The following is a 17,397-nucleotide window of genomic DNA, read 5'->3' as shown; positions in this document are numbered from 1 at the left end:
GCACATCATATCGTCTTTTTCTAAAATCAGGGGGGTAAATTGCATCGATAAATGCGATTTAGGTGGGTTTAGTCGTGAAAAGCGCTTAATTGTCGTTATCGTTACAAATGTTTCAGCATAATGCGTGAGTTAGTTTTAAAACCTTGATTATCGTAAAAGCGCTGTGCTGGCTGATTGAATTCCATCACTTCCAATCGAACTTGTGTGGCATTGGCATCGCGCGCCCATTGCTCACAGGTTTGGAGCAGTTGGCGGCCGATTCCTTGCTGCTTTTGCGCTTCATCGACAACAATTGTTCCCACGCGACAAATTGGGTCTTTGATCAGAAAACTGACGGTGTCGTTTTGGGTGATCATCGCGGTTAAGAAGCCGAGAATTTGCTGTTCGCGTTCGGCAATCAAAAAGAGTCGCTCTTTGTTCTCTAGTGCTTGTGCAAGAAATTTACGGTCAGCTTCTGAAGGCGCAACAAAGGCTTCTGGCGCATTCGCAAAATGCAGTGAATTAATTTGAAAATTAAGCTGAAAAATTTCGTCTAAATCATCGGGAATCGCTTGTCGAATATGGACTTGCATTCTATCTGCCCCCTGCAATATCGATAAATGATCCCGTGACATAAGAGGCTTCGTCACTTAATAGCCAAGCGATCGCATTTGCTACTTCTTCTACCGTGCCACCGCGTTTAAGAGGAATTTGAGGGCTGAGTCTATCTACTCGGTTTGGTTCTCCGCCGTCGGCATGCATATCAGTGTAAATGAAACCAGGTCGAACGCCATTGACGCGAATATTGCGCTCTGCCAACTCTAGCGAGAGCCCTTTAGTTAAGGTATCCATCGCGCCTTTTGATGTGGCGTAATCGACATACTCAAATGGCGCTCCTGAGCGCGACGCTCCAGAGGAGACATTCACAATTGCACCGCCTGCACTGAATCGCCTCGCCGCTTCTCGACAGCAGAGAAAACAGCTATTCACATTGGTGTTCATTACTTTCTGAAAGCGTTCCAAGCTAATTTCTGACAAAGGCGATTGAGTAAATAGGATGCCAACGTTGTTGACCAAGTGCGTCACTGCACCAAATTCACGTTCTGTTTCATCAAACAAGGAGAGCACTTGCTTCTCATCGGCTACGTTTGCGGCTATGGCAATCGCTTTGCCACCGTTTGCTTGTATTTCTGCCACAACTTGGTCGGCGGCCTCTTGCTGAGTGCGGTAATTAACGCAAACGCGATAGCCTTGCTCGGCCAGCTTTTTCGCCGCTGCGGCTCCAATACCTCGGCTTGCGCCGGTAATGATGACTACTTTATTCAAAATACGTCCTTATTTATGTAGTGAGTAGATTTTATCGGCGTAGGGTTTGCCACCAATTTGGTATGCGTCTGGAATGACCTCAATGAGTTCGAAACCACATTTTATCAGGACACGCTCTGACGCAATATTGCCTTCAGTGACCGTCGCGGAAAAGTGGTTGATGTTATGTGTCGAGGTTGCCCAGTATAGAAGCGCTTGAAGAGTTTCTGTTCCAAACTGTTGGCCATGAAATTCCGGCAAAAGTAAGTAACCTACCTCTGCCTTACCGTTTTCAATAGCAAAGCCAGTGATGCCGATGGGTTGTTCAGATTGCTTATCGAGTATTACAAGGCAAAGCCAATGCTGGCAATTTGGGGTCCATGGTAATAATCGCGAAGCAAATTTTTCTCTTATTTCTGTTTCGCTGGGACGATCGAAACAGAGCGCAATAACCTCTTGTTCGGAGAGTAATCGTTGAAAGAGTTCCCAGTCACTGGCTTTGATGGGTCTTAATTGGCTTCTGTGCGTCTCGATGTAAACTGACATGCGTGTCCTTACTGCATCAATGTGGAGATTCAGTCTCTCATCCTCTTATCTGTTTAATCAAATAGTTGCATTCATAAAAGTGATTTATGTGGTGAATAGTTGGCTGGGTAATGGATTATTGCCATATATTCATCTTTGAGATGCAAATAACAAAATTTCATACTTGAGGCATACAGAGCAACACGGTAATGATGTGGATCAAGAGTTATCTACCCACAAAGTAGTAATTTGCGACCTATAATTACATTTTATTTGGAAGTGTTGCGAATTATGTCAATAAAAAAACGATATATTGCATTGCTAGTTGCTGCTGGCGTTGGTGTGGGTTGGTTAACTTTGGGCGGCAGTGCAGCGGTGATGCACTACACGTCTGACACTGAGTTTTGTGTCTCATGCCACTCTATGGAAATCCCTTATAAAGAGTATCAAGGCTCAGTTCACTTCAGTAATGCAAAGGGCATTCGCGCGGAATGTTCTGACTGTCATATTCCTCAAGAACCAATGGATTACCTGATCACCAAAATTCGTGCGTCGAAAGACATTTACCACGAATTTGTGACAGGTAAGATCGATACGCCAGAGAAATATGAAGCACATCGTAAAGATATGGCTGAAACGGTATGGGCTCAGTTCCGTGAAAATGATTCAGCGACGTGTCGTTCGTGTCATGATTTCGATGCAATGGAAGAGTTTGAGCAATCACGTGATGCGGCGAAGATGCACGCTTACGCGAAAGCAAACGATCAAACGTGTATCGATTGTCATAAAGGTGTGGCGCACTTTGCACCAGAAGCAGAGCTAGACAGCAAGGCATTTGAAACGTTGATGAGCTTCACCACAAAAACATCACCTAATGCCAAGGTTGTTTACCCTGTGACTGAAATCGCAATGGGTGAGATGGGTAAAATTAACCCAACGACGAAGTTGGAAGTAATCAGCTCTGAAGGCGACAACCGCACTGTTAAGTTGAACGCATTCCAAATGAAAGGCGCAGAGCAAGTGCTTTACATGGGAGAAGGTCAACGTGCCATCGTTGCAACGCTAACAGAGCAAGGCCAACAAGCGCTTGAAACTGGTGAATTTGAGGCAGATGTTTACGGCAACGAATGGCGCGCGGTTTCTCTAACTGGCGCTATTGATTCTCCAGTTGTTGACACGCTTGAACCAGTATGGTCATACGCAGAAGAGTTGGACAACGTTTACTGTGCAACTTGTCACGCGAAAATTCCTTCAAATCACTTCACAGTGAATGCATGGGGACCGGTAGCGAAAAGTATGGGTGATCGAACTGATATTTCAGCCGAGAACCTAGAAATTCTAACCAAGTTCTTCCAGCACCACGCGAAAGATGTGGTTGGTCACTAACGATAAATAGAAGGATAAGATTATGACTAATATGACCCGTCGCGGATTTCTAAAAGGCACTGGTATGGCGGCTGGTGCAATGGCATTCACTTCATTTGCACCTATGTCTGTTGCTTCTTCTAATGCTCGCGGCAAAGGCATTCTAACGGCGGGCCGCATGGGCCCAATGCTGTGTGAAGTGCAAGACGGTAAGCTGGTTTCAACCACGAACGCATTGCCACAAACGGTACCAAACAGCCTACAAAGCACCGGTCCTGACCAAGTGCACACTAAAGCGCGTGTTAAGTACCCAATGGTTCGCAAAGGTTACTTGGCAAACCCATCGTCGCCAGAAGGTGTGCGCGGTAGTGATGAGTTTGTGCGTGTGTCTTGGGATGAGGCTTACAAGCTGATCCACGAACAGCACATGCGAATTCGCAAAGAATATGGCCCGGCTTCTGTGTTTGCTGGTTCTTACGGCTGGCGTTCAAGTGGCGTGCTGCACAAAGCACAAACCTTGCTGCAACGTTACATGAGCATGGCGGGCGGTTATTCAGGCCACTTGGGTGACTACTCAACGGGTGCTGCGCAGATCATCATGCCGCACGTTGTGGGCTCTATCGAAGTGTACGAGCAACAAACCACGTACCCAGTGGTACTAGAGCACAGTGATGTGGTTGTGCTTTGGGGCTTAAACCCAATCAACACCCTAAAAATCGCGTGGAGCTCAACAGACTGTGCTGGTCTTGAATTCTTCCATCAATTGAAAAAATCAGGCAAGACGATCATTGCGATTGACCCAATTCGTTCTGAAACCATCGAGTTCTTTGGCGAGAATGCGGAGTGGATTGCTCCTCACCCAATGACCGACGTGGCAATGATGATGGGTATCGCACACACCTTAGTGAAACAAGGTAAGCACGATAAAGCCTTCCTCGATAAATACACCGCAGGTTACGACAAGTTTGAAGCGTACCTGATGGGCGAAGAAGACGGCGTAGAAAAATCAGCAGAATGGGCATCACAAATCTGTGGCGTACCTGCGAAGCAACTTGAGCTACTGGCTGACATCTTCAGTAAAAACCGCACCATGCTGATGGCGGGTTGGGGCATGCAGCGCCAACAATACGGTGAGCAGCGTCACTGGATGCTGGTTACACTGGCAACAATGTTGGGTCAAATCGGTTTACCGGGCGGTGGTTTTGGTTTCTCTTACCACTACTCAAACGGTGGTAACCCTGCTCGTGATGCTGGCGTACTTCCTGCGATTTCGGCATCGCTGGGTGGCGGCTCTTCTGCGGGGAACGACTGGGCGGTGTCTGGCGCGGTGCAAAGCTTCCCTGTGGCGCGTATTGTCGAGGCGTTGGAAAACCCAGGTCAATCCTACCATCATAACGGTCATGAACTGACGTTCCCGGACATCAAGATGATTTGGTGGGCAGGTGGTGCGAACTTTACTCACCACCAAGACACCAACCGTCTGATCAAAGCGTGGCAAAAGCCTGAGCTGATCGTGATTTCAGAGCCTTACTGGACGGCGGCTGCGAAGCACGCGGACATTGTTCTGCCAATCACCACATCGTTCGAGCGTAACGACTTAACGATGACGGGTGACTACAGTAACCAACACTTGGTGCCAATGAAGCAAGTGGTTGAGCCGCAAGGTGAAGCGCGTAATGACTTCGATGTATTCGCGGACATGGCCGAGATGCTAGCTCCGGGTGGCCGTGACGTATACACCGAAGGCAAAACTGAAATGGAATGGCTGTACGGCTTCTACAAGGCGGCGCAACAAGGTGGCCGTGGCTCTCGCGTAGCAATGCCGAACTTCAGCAAGTTCTGGGAAGATAACCAACTGATCGAGATGAAGTGGAACGAGAAGAACGCACAGTTTGTTCGTTACGCAGATTTCCGTGAAGACCCGATCATGAATCCACTCGGTACACCAAGTGGTAAGATCGAAATCTTCTCGAAAACCATTGAAGGTTATCAGTTGGAAGACTGTCCTCCACACCCAACGTGGATGGCACCAACCGAGTACACTGGCAATGCAAAAGACGGCGAGTTGCAGCTAATGACCGCGCACGCAGCGCATCGTCTACACAGCCAGTTTAACTACGCGAAGATTCGCGAAGAGTACGCAATTGCAAACCGTGAACCTATTTGGATTCACCCTGAAGATGCGAAAGCGCGTGGTATTAAAACGGGCGATTTAGTTCGTGCGTTTAACAACCGTGGCCAAGTATTGGTTGGTGCAGAAGTGACTGACCGAATCAAGCAAGGTTCAGTGTGTATTCATGAAGGCGGCTGGCCGGATCTGGATCCGAAAACCGGCATTTGTAAGAACGGCGGTTGTAACGTGTTAACGTTGGATATTCCGACCTCTCGACTTGCAAACGGCTGTGCGGCGAACTCGGCACTGGTTCGTATTGAAAAATACACTGGCCCAGAATTAGAACTAACAGCGTTTGAACCACCAAGAAATGGTTAGAAAAAAGTAGCGTTTTAAAGCAAGAAGCCAGCGAATCGCTGGCTTCTTTTTTATCTAGTAATCGTTCACATTAGCGCGAAGCGAGAGAAACAAATGGCATCTGTTTCTTAATTTGAAATGTCGGGAGTAAAGTAAATACAATCGCGACAAACAAGACTGAGCCTATTAAATCTTCAGGGCGATGCATCCCCAGCCATAAGCGGCTATATGCGACGCTCATTCCCCACATCCATAATGACAGTGCAGAGATATAGCACTTGTTCTGTAAGAACAACCCGCCAAAGAAAGCCAAACAAATCGAAACGAAAATCGTATGGCCGGATGGGAAAGAATAGTCTTTCTCGCCTTGCCAATGGCGCGTTCGCCAATCACTGACGTGTTCAGAAATCTGGTTAATTACGTTGGCTTGCTGCTTTGTATCCAACTGATAAAACGCTTCTGGGTGCTCAATCAATTGCTCTGCAGCAAGCAGTTCGGCGTAGGGACGCGGGCTTTCTGTCATCAGTTTTAGCCCCGTTTTGCTGGCAAAGCCAATCACCAGTAACAACCCTAACATTGAGAGTTTTTGTATCCACTCAATGCGACTTGGTTTAAAGCGAAATAAAGAAAGCAGTAGCAGTGTTAACGTAATTAAAAAACCTTTGCTACCAGCAGAATCTGTGAGCAAAGTAAAAGTAATACCCAGACTTTCAGGCACCTGTGAAGTGAGATTGTGATAAGAGCCAAACAGCGACATTGGGATGATGCCAAGAACAAACAAGGCGAGCATCATCAATCCATATTTTTTGGTTTTCATTGAGAGCGTTTTGTTTTTATTGAGGGTTATTCAACCACGTTAAAATAAGGGGCTTATCTTACGTTATCTGGCGTGAAAAACTTATCAACGCTCTGTCAATTCGAGCGTGAAAGTGATATTGCAGCTCTTCGTTGTGAAAGGAGAGGTTGTTGAAAGTACTGAAAGGCAAACGCGCTCATCCATAAGCGCTTTGTTCAGGCGTGAGCAAGGTTAGCTCACCAACCCTAATAAATATTCCGATGCGGCTTTTGGATCTTCTGCGTGGCAAATCGCTGAAACCAAAGCTAAGCCGTGAACACCAGTGGCGCTAAGCTGTGGAATGTTACTTTCGTTAATGCCGCCAATGGCAACAATCGGCAGTGAAGTCGTCTCTAACGCCATTTTCAAACCATCAATACCCCAATGTTTTTTTGTGTTGGTTTTGGTCGGCGTCGCGAAGATAGCGCTCAAACCGATGTAATCAATCGGCAGAGAGTTTACTTCTGCCAGCTGCTCTTCAGTCTCAATCGATAAGCCGAGAATCTTGTTTGGGCCAATCAATTGACGAGCGATCTCTGCTGGCATGTCTGACTGCCCGAGGTGAACACCATCGGCATCGACGGCAAGGGCAACATCAACACGATCATTGATGACTAACGGGACGCCAGTGCCTTCAAGAATCGTCTTGACGGCTTGAGCACGTTCGATAAACGCACGCACATCACCGTGTTTTTCGCGGACTTGTACCATAGTCACGCCACCTTCCACGGCTTTTCTCACAACACGCTTTAGTGTGGCTAAATCTTGTTGGTCATCGGTGACCAAATATAAACGATAGGCGTTCATTGGGTTTCCTTTAAGCCTCTCATTGAAAGAGGATTGAGAGGCTAGTGTTAAAAGAGAGAAAAGCTTAGCTCACTTGCAGTTTTAGGCGCTTTGCCAGTGTCTCTTCATCTAGCTGGTAAAGCTCATCCAACAGGTTCATTTGCAGGCTACCTGGGCCGCGAGCTTGTTCCGCTGCAATCTCGCCAACAACGCCTAGTACCGCCGCTGCAGCAAGTCCGGTGTTATCACCAACAGCAGCAAAAGCACCCGTCAGTGCCGTTAGCGTACAACCCATTCCGGTTACGTATGGCATCATCTCGTGACCATTGTTCAGTTGCACGGTTTGTTCCTTCGTGACGATGTAATCAGTCTCGCCAGAAATTACCACGCTCGCACCATACTCTGAGACTAAGAAGTTGGCTGCGCCAAGTGCTGCGTCGCTGCTGTCTAACGCATCGACGCCTTTGCTTTGTGCTTGCTCGCCGGCAAGAGCAATGATTTCTGAAGCGTTACCACGAATGATCAACTTGTCTACAAGGCGTGCGATCTCACGTGATGTCTCTGTACGTAGTGAGCTTGCTCCGCAACCGACAGGGTCGAGTACAACGATTTTACCATTGGCATTGGCTTGCTCTACGGCATAGCTCATGCGCGGTGTCCAAACGCTATCTAGGGTACCGATGTTGATAACCAGTGCGCCAGCGAACGACATCATCTCTGCCATTTCTTGCTTGGAGTGTGCCATGATTGGAGAAGCACCAATAGCCAATAGGGCGTTTGCCGTGTTGTTCATCACCACGTAGTTAGTTATGTTGACGACTAATGGTTTTTGCTGGCGCACTGCGGTTAATGCTTGGGTGATTTGTTCAATTAACATGAGACTCTCCGATTAATCTTGCTGAGCATTCAGACCTTGTTGCCAGAATGCTACTTCCATACGCGTTGCAGTTTTGAATACCTGAATCAGGTTTTGACCGCGTTGGCTGTTGATGTCGATTTCTGCTAGCAGCTGGTTAAAGTGTTCTGTACCTTTTGCGACACCAGATTGGAACTCTTCACCACCGTAGAGGTTGATCCAACTTGCGTATGGGTTGCCTTCGATTACCGTGTTCTCATCTTCAATCAGCATCTTACCGATAACTGCATAACCGATAGAGCATGGCGCCAGTGCCGCGTATAGATCAACAAGATCGCCGGTCATGCCAGCATCTAATACGTAACGGGTATAAGCTACCGTGCCGAAGTCTTCTGGCTCATTTTCTAAGTCGGATTCTGTCAGTCCCCATTGCTCACAGTAAGTCACGTGGTGGGCGATTTCAGAATCGAGCAATGCATGTACGCTTGGGAGAGCGCGGCGCATGTCATCCAAAGTACGCGCTTTGTAGATCGCTAATGCGTAAGCTCGTGCGTACTGCTTTAGGAAAAGAAAATCCTGCTTTAGGTAATGCAGAAAACAAGGCTGAGTCAGAGTGCCTTTTGCCAATTGCTGTACGAAAGCATGCTCAGTGTATTCTTGCCAATCTTGGCGGCAAGCGTCGATCAAATCTTGGTATTTCATTATGGGTATCTCGTTATCAAAAGACCCTAGGCTTAGATCCTAAGGTCAGTAGCATTAGTCAAAGTTCGGTACGTAATCTTTCGCTTTTGGCAGTGTTTCGATGATTTTTTGTGAATACATGAATTCGGCATAATCATCGTAGCGTTTCAGATCTACTGCAGATGGACGAAGAGCGAAACGAGTTAGAGTGTCATTCCAAGCGCGTTGGTTAAGCTCGTTGTTGAGTGTGTCTGGTGAATAAGCCACAAACTCTTTCCACGACTCTTTTGGATGGTTAACGATGTAAGTGGTCGCTTGCTCTAGTGCTTTGTTGAATGCCTTGATGGCTTGTTTGTCGTAGGTTTTTGCATTGGCTACGAAGACTAACTCGTCATACGCTGGTACTCCGTGTTCTTCAGGGAAGAAGGCTTTAGCTTTATAACCTTCTAGTGCCAGTTGGTTGGTTTCGAAGTTACGTAGACCGCCCCAAATCGCATCCACTTTGCCAGATGCAAGAGACGAAGACAGCGCCCAACCTACGTTGATGATTTGTACGTCAGAAAACTTCACGTTCTCTTGCGCTAGCATGGTGCCGATTGTCGCTTCTTCGTTGCCTGCGATCGCAATACCGATCTTCTTGCCTTTTAAGTCGCCAAGGTTTTCATTCTTACCGTTGTCCAACACCATCAGCGTGTTGAGTGGCGTAGCAATCAGAGTCGCAGAGCGGATTAGTGGCAAACCAGCCGCGACATCGATGGTCAGGCTTGGTTGGTAAGAAATCGCCATGTCGACTTTACCCGCCGCGACCAACTTAGGTGGTGTACTTGGATCTGCCGGCTCTTGAATGTTGACCTTCAAACCTTGCTCTTTGAAGTAACCACGCTCTTTGGCAATCACGATAGGACCATGGTTTGGATTGACGAACCAATCCAACATCAGTGTCATCTCTTTTTCAGCGGCAAGCACGTTGGTTGATACCACTGAAGCGAGTAGAGCAGCAGCGCTCATAAGTTTGTTTTTATTCACGGGGTTCTTCCTTTTCTTTCCCAATTTCCTTTGGTTATTTTTTGCAATTATTTGCTTTCCCAAGGGATGGCTTTTTTCAATAATTTATCGGTGATGAAGTAGAGTGAGATAGACAGCATGGCGAGGATAAACAGCGCCGCAAACATCTCATCAATGATCATGCGAGCGTTGGCTTGGAGCATCAGATAACCCAAGCCTTCACTTGAACCTACCCACTCACCGACCACTGCTCCAATTGGCGCAATAACGACGGCAACACGAATACCTGAAGCTAACGTTGGTAGCGCGGCTGGCAATTGAATATGACGAAGTAACTGCCATTTAGAGGCGCCCATGGTCTTGGCAAGGTCGAGGTAACCTGTTGGTGTATTGCGCAAACCGTCGTAGCAACATGTCGTGACGGGGAAAAAGATGATGATCGCCGCCATGACTACTTTTGATGCAATGCCGTAACCCAGCCAAAGCATGAGCACTGGCGCGATGGCGAACACAGGGATCGCTTGGCTAGCAATCAGAATAGGCAATAACCAACGCTTCAGCGGCTCGAACATCAGCATTTGCAATGCGAACAGCAAACCCATCGATAATCCAAGCGCCAAGCCAAATAAGATCTCTTGCGCGGTAACCCAAGTATGTTTGAGCAGGACATCGTAACGAGTGACCAATCTATCCAGCACTTCAATTGGTGAAGGTAAGATGAAGCTTGGCATGTCGAATATCACCACGACCAACTGCCACAATCCCAAGATCACCGCTGTGCTGATAACTAAGCGCAGAGCCGGATGGGTCACGCGTTCTTTTTTACTAATACGTGCCGAAACGGAGTTGTACTGAGTCATATCACTCATAGTCTTTCTCCAATTGATCCAAAATCGCTTGTTGAAGCGCGGCGCACTCTCCATCGAGAACTCGGGGCGGCTTGGAGTCTGGAACGACCAAGTGCTGAGCTTGCGCAGGTGTGCCTTGCAACACATAGAGTTGGTGAGCTAATCGCACCGCTTCTTGTGGGTCGTGGGTAATCAGAACAACCGTCTTATCTTTCAGCAATTCGGCAGACAAGGTTTGCAACTTATGACGAGTAACCGCGTCCAGTGCAGAGAAAGGCTCATCCATCAGAACTAGAGGCTTGTCTTGCATCAGAGTGCGAGCAAGGGCAACACGTTGTCTCATGCCGCCAGAGAGCTGAGCTGGCTTAGCATCCGCGTAATCGGCGAGTCCCACTTGGCTTAGTAAAATCAGTGCACGTTGTCTATTTTTCTCTGGTGCTTGCTCTTGAGAAAATCGAGAACTGAGGCAGACGTTGTCTAACACATTCAACCACGGTAGCAATAAATCCTGCTGAGCCATGTAAGCGATACGGTCATGCAGTGCAGCGCCATCCGTTGTGATGAGTTCGCCATGCCAGTCAACTTGGTCATCCAGCAGGCCAGCTAAGTAACGCAATATTGTGGTTTTCCCGCAGCCACTTCGTCCGAGTAATACCGTCCATTTACCGACGGGAATGGTCATGTTCATTCCTGCTAAAGTCGGTGTTTGGCTATCTTTGTATCGCAGACTAGCATCGGAAAGCTGAATGCCAATCGCGTTAGCGAACATAAGTATGACCCGCAAAAAAGTGGTTCACAGGGCCATGGCCTTTACCTACATCCAATTCATCAGCGTGTGCGATAGCTTGGCTGATGTACTGCTTACCCAGGTGCACCGCTTTGTGTAGGTTGTTGCCTTGGCCAAGATAAGACGCGATAGCAGAAGACAGCGTGCAGCCTGTGCCATGAGTGTTTTTGGTTGGAAAGCGTTTAGCGCTGATTAACTCGGCACTGTCTTGCATGATAAGCAGATCGTTGCTGTTTTCATTTTCTTCAAGGTGACCGCCTTTGAGCAGAATAGCTTTGGCGCCAAGCGCACGAAGGTCGGTAATCATATCGTTCATTTCAGATTCTGATTGAGGCATTGGCTTACCCGTCAATGCTGCGCCTTCGGGTAGGTTAGGGGTAATGATGTCTGCGAGCGGAATCAATTCTTCTTTTAAAGTGCTGATTGCCGATTGTTCCAGTAATAGATCGCCGCTGGTGGCCACCATCACAGGGTCAATCACGAGGTGTTTTGGCTGGTATTGTTTAATTTTGTCTGCAACGACTTTGAGGATGTTGGAATCGGCCAGCATGCCCACTTTGACTGCAACGATGTTGAGGTCGGTAAATACTGCATCAAGTTGGCTCTCTACATGGTCGAGAGGAATGGGGAAAATCGCAGAAACGCCTTGGGTATTCTGCGAAGTAATCGCCGTGATTACCGAGCAAGCAAAACTGCCGGTTGCGGACATCGCTTTGATGTCGGCTTGAATACCTGCACCGCCACCACTGTCTGAACCCGCGATGGTCAATACGATAGGGGTAGGCAAGGCTGGCGTTTGATGTGAATGAGGTTGTGATTGCTGCGTCATGGTCGCTCCTACTACAAGACGTATAGGAACTGACTTTGACCGTTGCAGATAGATCGATTTTTCGATCGCTATCGCTTACCTAAGAGGGGCGACGAAAGGCAAAGTGTGCATAGTTCCCTACGTCAGTGCTAACTGAATCAGGTTCAACGGGTCTCGAATTTCGATCTCAGCCAACACTTGTCGTGTGGCCCCCCGACTATTTCGTTCGGATGATAGCAGGACCATTGCGGAAGGGATACGTTTTTTGAGCGTAATTATAATGAGTATTCAATTATGCGAGGTGAGTGATAAAGTAAGCACCTAAATGGTTTGCTGTGTGGAATTTACTAGTGCAACGCTCTGGTGAATGAGCAGAACCTGGAATATTTAATAAATAATCGTGGTCTCGTTAAGCAAGGATTAGCACAAAACAAGGTTAAAAAACTGTTAAAATTTAACGTGTTGCCAATTTAACTTTGTTGAACTTTTTCACAGTTAATTAGGAAGGCTAAGACGATCATCGAGCAAGGAGACTTCATGCTTAATTCTGTAACAGCGAAGTCAGTGATCGATCATGCACTCTTTTTGGGGGCTGATTTCGCTGAACTATTCGTTGAACATCACCAAACCAACACTGTCCAGATCGCATCTGGTGAGGTGGACAAGGTTAACTCGGGTATCGATTTTGGTATCGGTATTCGTCTCTTCTTCGGTCATAAAGTGCTTTACGGTTACACCAACAGCACCGATGAAGCCGAACTTAAACGCGTAACCTCACTGCTTGCAGCAAAAGACAAGCGTGAGCAAATCGCGTCAGCAGGTTCTCTCAATCTGAACCGCTACCCAATTCAACATGGTTGTCGTATGCCACTTGGCAAAGACGCTAACCTAGATTCTAAAATTGCTTTCCTGTTGCAAGTTGACCAAGCCGCACGCGCAGAGAGTGAACATATCAGCCAGTTCATTGGCAGTGTGCTTCAGCGTGAACAGCAAGTGTCTATCTTCAACTCAGAAGGTCTACACGTTGACGATACCCGTCACTACATACGAGTTGCTGGTAATACTGTCGCTCAAAAAGGTAATGAGCAGTCTTCTGGTATGGAAGGTCCTGGCGCTCTTGCTGGTTGGGAATTCAGTGAACAGCTTGATGCCAAAGAGCTAGGTCAAACTATCGCGCAGCAAGCGTTAGTAAAACTTGGCGCGGATGCTTGTCCATCGGGTGAAATGCCGGTGGTGATTGGTAACGGCTTTGGCGGCGTTATCTTCCATGAAGCATGTGGTCACTTGCTAGAAACCACTTCCGTTGCGAAGAAAGCATCAGTCTTCCACGACAAGATGGGCGAAATGGTTGCTCACACCGCAGTGAATGCAGTCGATGATGGCACCATGACCAACGAATGGGGCTCGATTCACATTGATGATGAAGGTATGAAGACTCAGCGCACTCAACTGATCAAAGACGGTAAGCTAACCAGCTTCATGGTCGATAAAATGGGTGGCATGAAGACAGGTTATGAGCCTACGGGTTCTGGTCGTCGTCAAAACTACAAGTTCGCACCAACCTCGCGCATGCGTAACACCTTTATCGAAGAGGGCGAGCATTCACTTAATGACATGCTTGCAGGCATTGAACGTGGTATCTATGCGAAGAAGATGGGCGGCGGCTCGGTTCAACCGGGTACGGGTGAGTTTAACTTTGCTGTTCGTGAAGCTTATCTCATTGAAAATGGCAAAATCACCAAGCCTCTGAAAACAGCAACGCTGATCAGCACGGGTCCAAAAGTGTTAAAAGAAATCAGCATGGTCGGCAAAGACATGGCGCTTGCGCCGGGCATGTGTGGTTCCGTAAGTGGTTCAGTGCCAACAACAGTCGGTCAGCCAACGCTGAAAGTCGATAACATTCTGGTAGGAGGCGGTAACTAATGAGCCAAGAACAACAACTTCTCAATGCGGTTGATTACGTCCTATCAGAAGCAAAACGCCAAGGTGCAGAAGCGGACGTCATTGTAAACCGCAACAGCAGCTTTTCTCTGAAAGCGAACCAAGGAAAGCTGGATGAGTACAAAGTAAGTTCAAGCCAAGTGCTGGGTGTTCGTGTTGTGAAAGATGCGCGTGTTGCAACGAGCTATTCTGAGTCGTTAGAACAACCAAGCTTAGATTTGATGCTGACTAATGCACTGCAAAGCGCTCGTTTTTCCAAGCAAGATGAACATCAGACCATTAGTTGTGTGAACAGCCAAATCACGACTGACGTGGCTGAGATTGCTCAAGAAGACACAACTTCGGTTGATGAAAAAATTGAACTGTCTCTCGCACTTGAGCAAGGCGTAGTGGCTCTGCCTCACGCTTCTAGCGCACCTTACAATGGTTACAGCGATGGCGAAACACAACTGATCATTGCCAATACTCAAGGCACATTGTGTCAACACTTCGAGCGCTCGTTCACTTGTTACGCGTATACCTTGTTTGAAAAAGACGGCAAACAGTCAATGGCGGGTAGAATGTCACTGGGTCGCCGTTTTGATGAGTTGAATCCAGCTTACTGTATAGAAGGTGGCTACAACCTTGCTCGTGATCTTCTGGAAGGCGCTCCGGTTGCGACAGGTAACTACCCTGCTATTTTCCACATCAATGCGCTAGCAAGTTTATTCGGTGCTTTCGGCAGTGCTTTCTCTGGCGTAAGCGCGATGAAAGGCATTACGCCACTGGGTGACAAGCTTGGTCAACGTGTTGCGAGTGATTTAATTACCTTTACTGATACGGCTTACATGCCAAATGGTATGGCAATCGCGAGTTTTGATAGTGAAGGCTTCGCTACTCAAGATAATGTCATGATTGCTAATGGTGAGTTGAAAACCTTGCTACATAACAGCCAGACCGCAAGTTACTTGGGCGCAGTCTCGACAGCAAGTGCCGCTCGCGGTGCAAAATCGAGCCTAGACGTATCAGCTAATCACAAAGTGATTGCGACGGGTAACAGCAGTCCGTCAGAAGTAAAAGCGGGTGAGTACCTAGAGTTAGTCGAACTTCAAGGTGTCCATTCTGGTGCGGATGCAGTGAGTGGTGATTTCTCATTTGGCGCGAGTGGTTTCTTGTGCCGTGATGGTAAGCGCATTCAACCAGTTCGTGGGATCACGGTAGCGGGTAACTTCTACAATATGCTGCAAGAAGTTGAGGCAGTAGGTGATACTCAGCTAATTAACGATAGCCGAACTTTCTTCTCGCCAGACGTTCGTTTTGCTCGTTTGAGCATTGGTGGTAAGTAAACTTAGCATTACTATAGAAACAAAAAGAGGACTCAATAGAGTCCTCTTTCATTATCTAGCAACGTGTGCGCGAATAACTAGAATTCGCGTATGTCCAACTCATTGTGGATCAATACTACACACTGAGAAGCGAAAAGCATCTTAGGACCTAAGCTGATCTTCTCTGTGCCAAGGCGCTTTAAGCTGTTAAAAGACTTTTTCGGCATCGGTATATGGTCAGTTAGCAAGAAACATGGATTTTCACCAATTTCTGCATCACGAACAAATTCGCCTTTCTTATCCAGCATATATAGTTGGTGATCTTCTGCCAGTTCTTGTACTAGGCGTTCAAAGCTCACTGTACGAACGGTAATACCAGGTTCGACTTCACGAAGTTGCTCTTTACCCATACCAACCGAAGCATCCAAAGCGCGAGCCACTGCTGCAATCAAGGTTGACTCATGGAAGCCGCCAATGTTGGTGATGTCGTTGGAGCGAATAGTAATGGTGCGTGAGAAATCTTTTGTGCTTTCTAAAACCAAGTGAACAACCACATCTTCACGGTGTGATTGAGCAACGAACATCGTGTTCATCATGGTATGAGCAAGAATCTCTGTATGCGCTTCATTACCAACACCTTCTAACAGTGCTTTGCTGGTGGTTGGCGCCGCGCGAGCTCGTAAAACAAAAGAGCGCATGAATTTAGCCTCTATATAGGAAGAGTGAATGCGCGGAAGTATATACCCAAGCAGGGAAGGGATGCGAGTTTAATAGCAAATGTGAACTTACTTACAAAGCTTCGATTGTGGAGCTGGGTGTGCTGGCTAGAATAGGAGGCAACCCTGTTAGGAGTGGTATATGGAAATCAAACAGATAAATAAAGACATTTATAAAAAGAAAGTAAACCTTGTGATTGGCGGTTTTGTTGCGTTGCTCGCCATCTCCTCTCTTGCCTTTAGTACCTTGTTGATTGTTTTGTTTGGCAACACTGAAGTCGTACCAGAACAATCAACGGGCAATTTCCATTGGAATTTGATTGGTGTCGTTCTCGCAGTTGCAACTTCCCTCTCTTTATTGAATCAAATTAAAACTCGACCATACATGGAAGAAGTGCTGTACGTTTGGAAACTCAAGCAGCTGCACAACAAGATCTTTCGTAAACTAAAAAGCATTAAAGCAGCCGCGAACAATGGCGATGTAAAAGCGCTGACGATCCTTAAGTTCTACTATACGACTCAAAGTCAGGTGTTTGAGCTAGACAACAACACACTGACGATGAGCAGTGTAAATAAAGAATTGGAGGCTATCGAGCAAATCGAAGCGGCGCAATCAATGAGTCTCGATATCACAGGCTTTGAAGAGTCTTGGCTAGACACATATTGATTGCCTATTTGCTACTTGAAGTTAACAACTGAGTGCTAAAAATAAGCGTTTGAGTGAGATTTAATCATTCGACGCTTTTTTTTGATTTTTTTCTGAAAAGGGGTTGCCAAGAAAAATCATCTCCCTATAATGCGCCTCCGTTGTCAGGGCAAAGCGGAAACGCAAAAGCGGTTGGCAAGAAGGCGAAAGAAAACTTCTAAAAATTAATTTAAAAAAGTGTTTGACACTGAAAATTAATTCCTTAGAATACGCCTCCGCTTCGATAGCAAAGCTTACGAAGCAAGCTCTTTAACAATATAGACCTATCAATCTGTGTGGGCACTCGTTGATGATAATCCAATTAGATATTTCTTTCTTAACGGAAAGCGGTATCAAATTAGGTGTCAATGAAACGAAGTGACCATTGAATCGAAAGATTCAGCACAGTCAATTCAAACATTACTTATGTAATGTTCAGTATTCATTGAGCCGAACAAAATCTTAAATTGAAGAGTTTGATCATGGCTCAGATTGAACGCT

General features: G+C 46.9%; 17 protein-coding genes and 1 riboswitch. Of the genes, 5 read left to right on the top strand and 12 right to left on the bottom strand.

The genetic code is table 11. The features are described from left to right. Nucleotides 1-101 precede the first annotated feature (101 nt). From R7Z78_RS19180 to R7Z78_RS19170, 3 genes are read right to left on the bottom strand one after another with little or no spacing between them, the layout of a single operon-like run. A complete protein-coding gene (locus R7Z78_RS19180; RefSeq protein WP_054702128.1) occupies nt 102-572 on the bottom strand; it encodes a GNAT family N-acetyltransferase in 471 nt (156 codons plus the stop codon). A 1-nt stretch (nt 573) separates the two neighbouring features. Continuing rightward, a complete protein-coding gene (locus tag R7Z78_RS19175) occupies nt 574-1,305 on the bottom strand; it encodes a glucose 1-dehydrogenase (protein ID WP_104976337.1) in 732 nt (243 codons plus the stop codon). 9 nt (nt 1,306-1,314) lie between these two features. Beyond that, the gene (locus R7Z78_RS19170) at nt 1,315-1,830 is read right to left on the bottom strand and encodes a GNAT family N-acetyltransferase (RefSeq protein ID WP_005374306.1); all 516 of its coding nucleotides are present in this window, start codon (nt 1,828-1,830) and stop codon (nt 1,315-1,317) included. A 270-nt stretch (nt 1,831-2,100) separates the two neighbouring features. Between R7Z78_RS19170 and R7Z78_RS19165 the strand changes: the two genes are divergently transcribed. Beyond that, a complete protein-coding gene (locus R7Z78_RS19165; protein ID WP_104976336.1) occupies nt 2,101-3,195 on the top strand; it encodes a NapC/NirT family cytochrome c in 1,095 nt (364 codons plus the stop codon). A gap of 22 nt (nt 3,196-3,217) precedes the next feature. Beyond that, a complete protein-coding gene (locus tag R7Z78_RS19160; protein WP_104976335.1) occupies nt 3,218-5,665 on the top strand; it encodes a trimethylamine-N-oxide reductase 2 in 2,448 nt (815 codons plus the stop codon). A 70-nt stretch (nt 5,666-5,735) separates the two neighbouring features. Here the strand turns inward: R7Z78_RS19160 and R7Z78_RS19155 are convergent, their stop codons facing one another. The 8 genes from R7Z78_RS19155 to thiD form a co-directional block, all read right to left on the bottom strand. Beyond that, nucleotides 5,736-6,461 (bottom strand): phosphatase PAP2 family protein, encoded by a 726-nt coding sequence (locus tag R7Z78_RS19155; RefSeq protein WP_025768774.1) that lies wholly within the window; start codon nt 6,459-6,461, stop codon nt 5,736-5,738. Between the two features lie 210 nt (nt 6,462-6,671). Further along, the gene (gene thiE / locus R7Z78_RS19150; RefSeq protein ID WP_025768775.1) at nt 6,672-7,286 is read right to left on the bottom strand and encodes a thiamine phosphate synthase; all 615 of its coding nucleotides are present in this window, start codon (nt 7,284-7,286) and stop codon (nt 6,672-6,674) included. Nucleotides 7,287-7,350: 64 nt separating this feature from the next. Then, nucleotides 7,351-8,142 carry a hydroxyethylthiazole kinase gene (gene thiM / locus R7Z78_RS19145; protein WP_104976334.1) on the bottom strand — a complete coding sequence of 264 codons (792 nt, stop codon included), beginning with the start codon at nt 8,140-8,142 and terminating at the stop codon, nt 7,351-7,353. Nucleotides 8,143-8,154: 12 nt separating this feature from the next. Then, nucleotides 8,155-8,823 (bottom strand): thiaminase II, encoded by a 669-nt coding sequence (gene tenA, locus R7Z78_RS19140; RefSeq protein WP_104976333.1) that lies wholly within the window; start codon nt 8,821-8,823, stop codon nt 8,155-8,157. 54 nt (nt 8,824-8,877) lie between these two features. After that, nucleotides 8,878-9,828 (bottom strand): ABC transporter substrate-binding protein, encoded by a 951-nt coding sequence (locus tag R7Z78_RS19135; protein ID WP_104976332.1) that lies wholly within the window; start codon nt 9,826-9,828, stop codon nt 8,878-8,880. Nucleotides 9,829-9,875: 47 nt separating this feature from the next. Further along, the gene (locus R7Z78_RS19130; protein WP_104976331.1) at nt 9,876-10,676 is read right to left on the bottom strand and encodes an ABC transporter permease; all 801 of its coding nucleotides are present in this window, start codon (nt 10,674-10,676) and stop codon (nt 9,876-9,878) included. Then, nucleotides 10,669-11,424, bottom strand: a complete 756-nt coding sequence (locus R7Z78_RS19125; RefSeq protein WP_064354467.1) for an ABC transporter ATP-binding protein — start codon at nt 11,422-11,424, stop codon at nt 10,669-10,671. The genes R7Z78_RS19130 and R7Z78_RS19125 overlap by 8 nt, the downstream gene beginning before the upstream one ends. Beyond that, the gene (thiD, locus tag R7Z78_RS19120) at nt 11,414-12,271 is read right to left on the bottom strand and encodes a bifunctional hydroxymethylpyrimidine kinase/phosphomethylpyrimidine kinase (protein ID WP_104976330.1); all 858 of its coding nucleotides are present in this window, start codon (nt 12,269-12,271) and stop codon (nt 11,414-11,416) included. Before thiD ends, R7Z78_RS19125 begins: the two co-directional genes overlap by 11 nt. 97 nt (nt 12,272-12,368) lie before the next feature. Further along, nucleotides 12,369-12,476: riboswitch (TPP riboswitch) on the bottom strand. A gap of 311 nt (nt 12,477-12,787) precedes the next feature. Here thiD and R7Z78_RS19115 point away from each other — a divergent pair. Together R7Z78_RS19115 and R7Z78_RS19110 are read left to right on the top strand one after the other, a co-directional pair. Continuing rightward, nucleotides 12,788-14,173 (top strand): TldD/PmbA family protein, encoded by a 1,386-nt coding sequence (locus R7Z78_RS19115; RefSeq protein WP_104976329.1) that lies wholly within the window; start codon nt 12,788-12,790, stop codon nt 14,171-14,173. Continuing rightward, on the top strand, nt 14,173-15,516 hold the full coding sequence (locus R7Z78_RS19110; protein WP_104976328.1) for a TldD/PmbA family protein: 1,344 nt from the start codon (nt 14,173-14,175) through the stop codon (nt 15,514-15,516). Before R7Z78_RS19115 ends, R7Z78_RS19110 begins: the two co-directional genes overlap by 1 nt. 77 nt (nt 15,517-15,593) lie before the next feature. On the opposite strand, the gene trmY is transcribed toward R7Z78_RS19110, so the two are convergent. Beyond that, nucleotides 15,594-16,193, bottom strand: coding sequence for a tRNA (pseudouridine(54)-N(1))-methyltransferase TrmY (gene trmY / locus R7Z78_RS19105; RefSeq protein ID WP_017634347.1), 600 nt, complete (start codon nt 16,191-16,193; stop codon nt 15,594-15,596). A 160-nt stretch (nt 16,194-16,353) separates the two neighbouring features. Here trmY and R7Z78_RS19100 point away from each other — a divergent pair, with 160 nt between their 5' ends. After that, nucleotides 16,354-16,878, top strand: a complete 525-nt coding sequence (locus tag R7Z78_RS19100; protein ID WP_033907183.1) for a DUF3087 domain-containing protein — start codon at nt 16,354-16,356, stop codon at nt 16,876-16,878. The last annotated feature ends 519 nt before the right edge of the window (nt 16,879-17,397 follow it).

Origin of the sequence: Vibrio sp. 1167 (assembly GCF_033340375.1) — a bacterium.
Classification (GTDB): Bacteria; Pseudomonadota; Gammaproteobacteria; order Enterobacterales; family Vibrionaceae; genus Vibrio; species Vibrio alginolyticus.
The sequence above is the reverse complement of the archived record's forward strand: the minus strand, read 5'-3'. Positions and strand labels throughout refer to the sequence as shown.

Coding starts and splice junctions, on each gene's coding strand:
- R7Z78_RS19180 (WP_054702128.1), bottom strand. CDS start 572: ATGCAAGTCCATATTCGACAAGCGATTCCCGATGATTTAGACGAAATT.
- R7Z78_RS19170 (WP_005374306.1), bottom strand. CDS start 1,830: ATGTCAGTTTACATCGAGACGCACAGAAGCCAATTAAGACCCATCAAA.
- R7Z78_RS19165 (WP_104976336.1), top strand. CDS start 2,101: ATGTCAATAAAAAAACGATATATTGCATTGCTAGTTGCTGCTGGCGTT.
- R7Z78_RS19160 (WP_104976335.1), top strand. CDS start 3,218: ATGACTAATATGACCCGTCGCGGATTTCTAAAAGGCACTGGTATGGCG.
- R7Z78_RS19155 (WP_025768774.1), bottom strand. CDS start 6,461: ATGAAAACCAAAAAATATGGATTGATGATGCTCGCCTTGTTTGTTCTT.
- thiE (WP_025768775.1), bottom strand. CDS start 7,286: ATGAACGCCTATCGTTTATATTTGGTCACCGATGACCAACAAGATTTA.
- thiM (WP_104976334.1), bottom strand. CDS start 8,142: ATGTTAATTGAACAAATCACCCAAGCATTAACCGCAGTGCGCCAGCAA.
- tenA (WP_104976333.1), bottom strand. CDS start 8,823: ATGAAATACCAAGATTTGATCGACGCTTGCCGCCAAGATTGGCAAGAA.
- R7Z78_RS19130 (WP_104976331.1), bottom strand. CDS start 10,676: ATGAGTGATATGACTCAGTACAACTCCGTTTCGGCACGTATTAGTAAA.
- R7Z78_RS19125 (WP_064354467.1), bottom strand. CDS start 11,424: ATGTTCGCTAACGCGATTGGCATTCAGCTTTCCGATGCTAGTCTGCGA.
- thiD (WP_104976330.1), bottom strand. CDS start 12,271: ATGACGCAGCAATCACAACCTCATTCACATCAAACGCCAGCCTTGCCT.
- R7Z78_RS19115 (WP_104976329.1), top strand. CDS start 12,788: ATGCTTAATTCTGTAACAGCGAAGTCAGTGATCGATCATGCACTCTTT.
- R7Z78_RS19110 (WP_104976328.1), top strand. CDS start 14,173: ATGAGCCAAGAACAACAACTTCTCAATGCGGTTGATTACGTCCTATCA.
- trmY (WP_017634347.1), bottom strand. CDS start 16,193: ATGCGCTCTTTTGTTTTACGAGCTCGCGCGGCGCCAACCACCAGCAAA.
- R7Z78_RS19100 (WP_033907183.1), top strand. CDS start 16,354: ATGGAAATCAAACAGATAAATAAAGACATTTATAAAAAGAAAGTAAAC.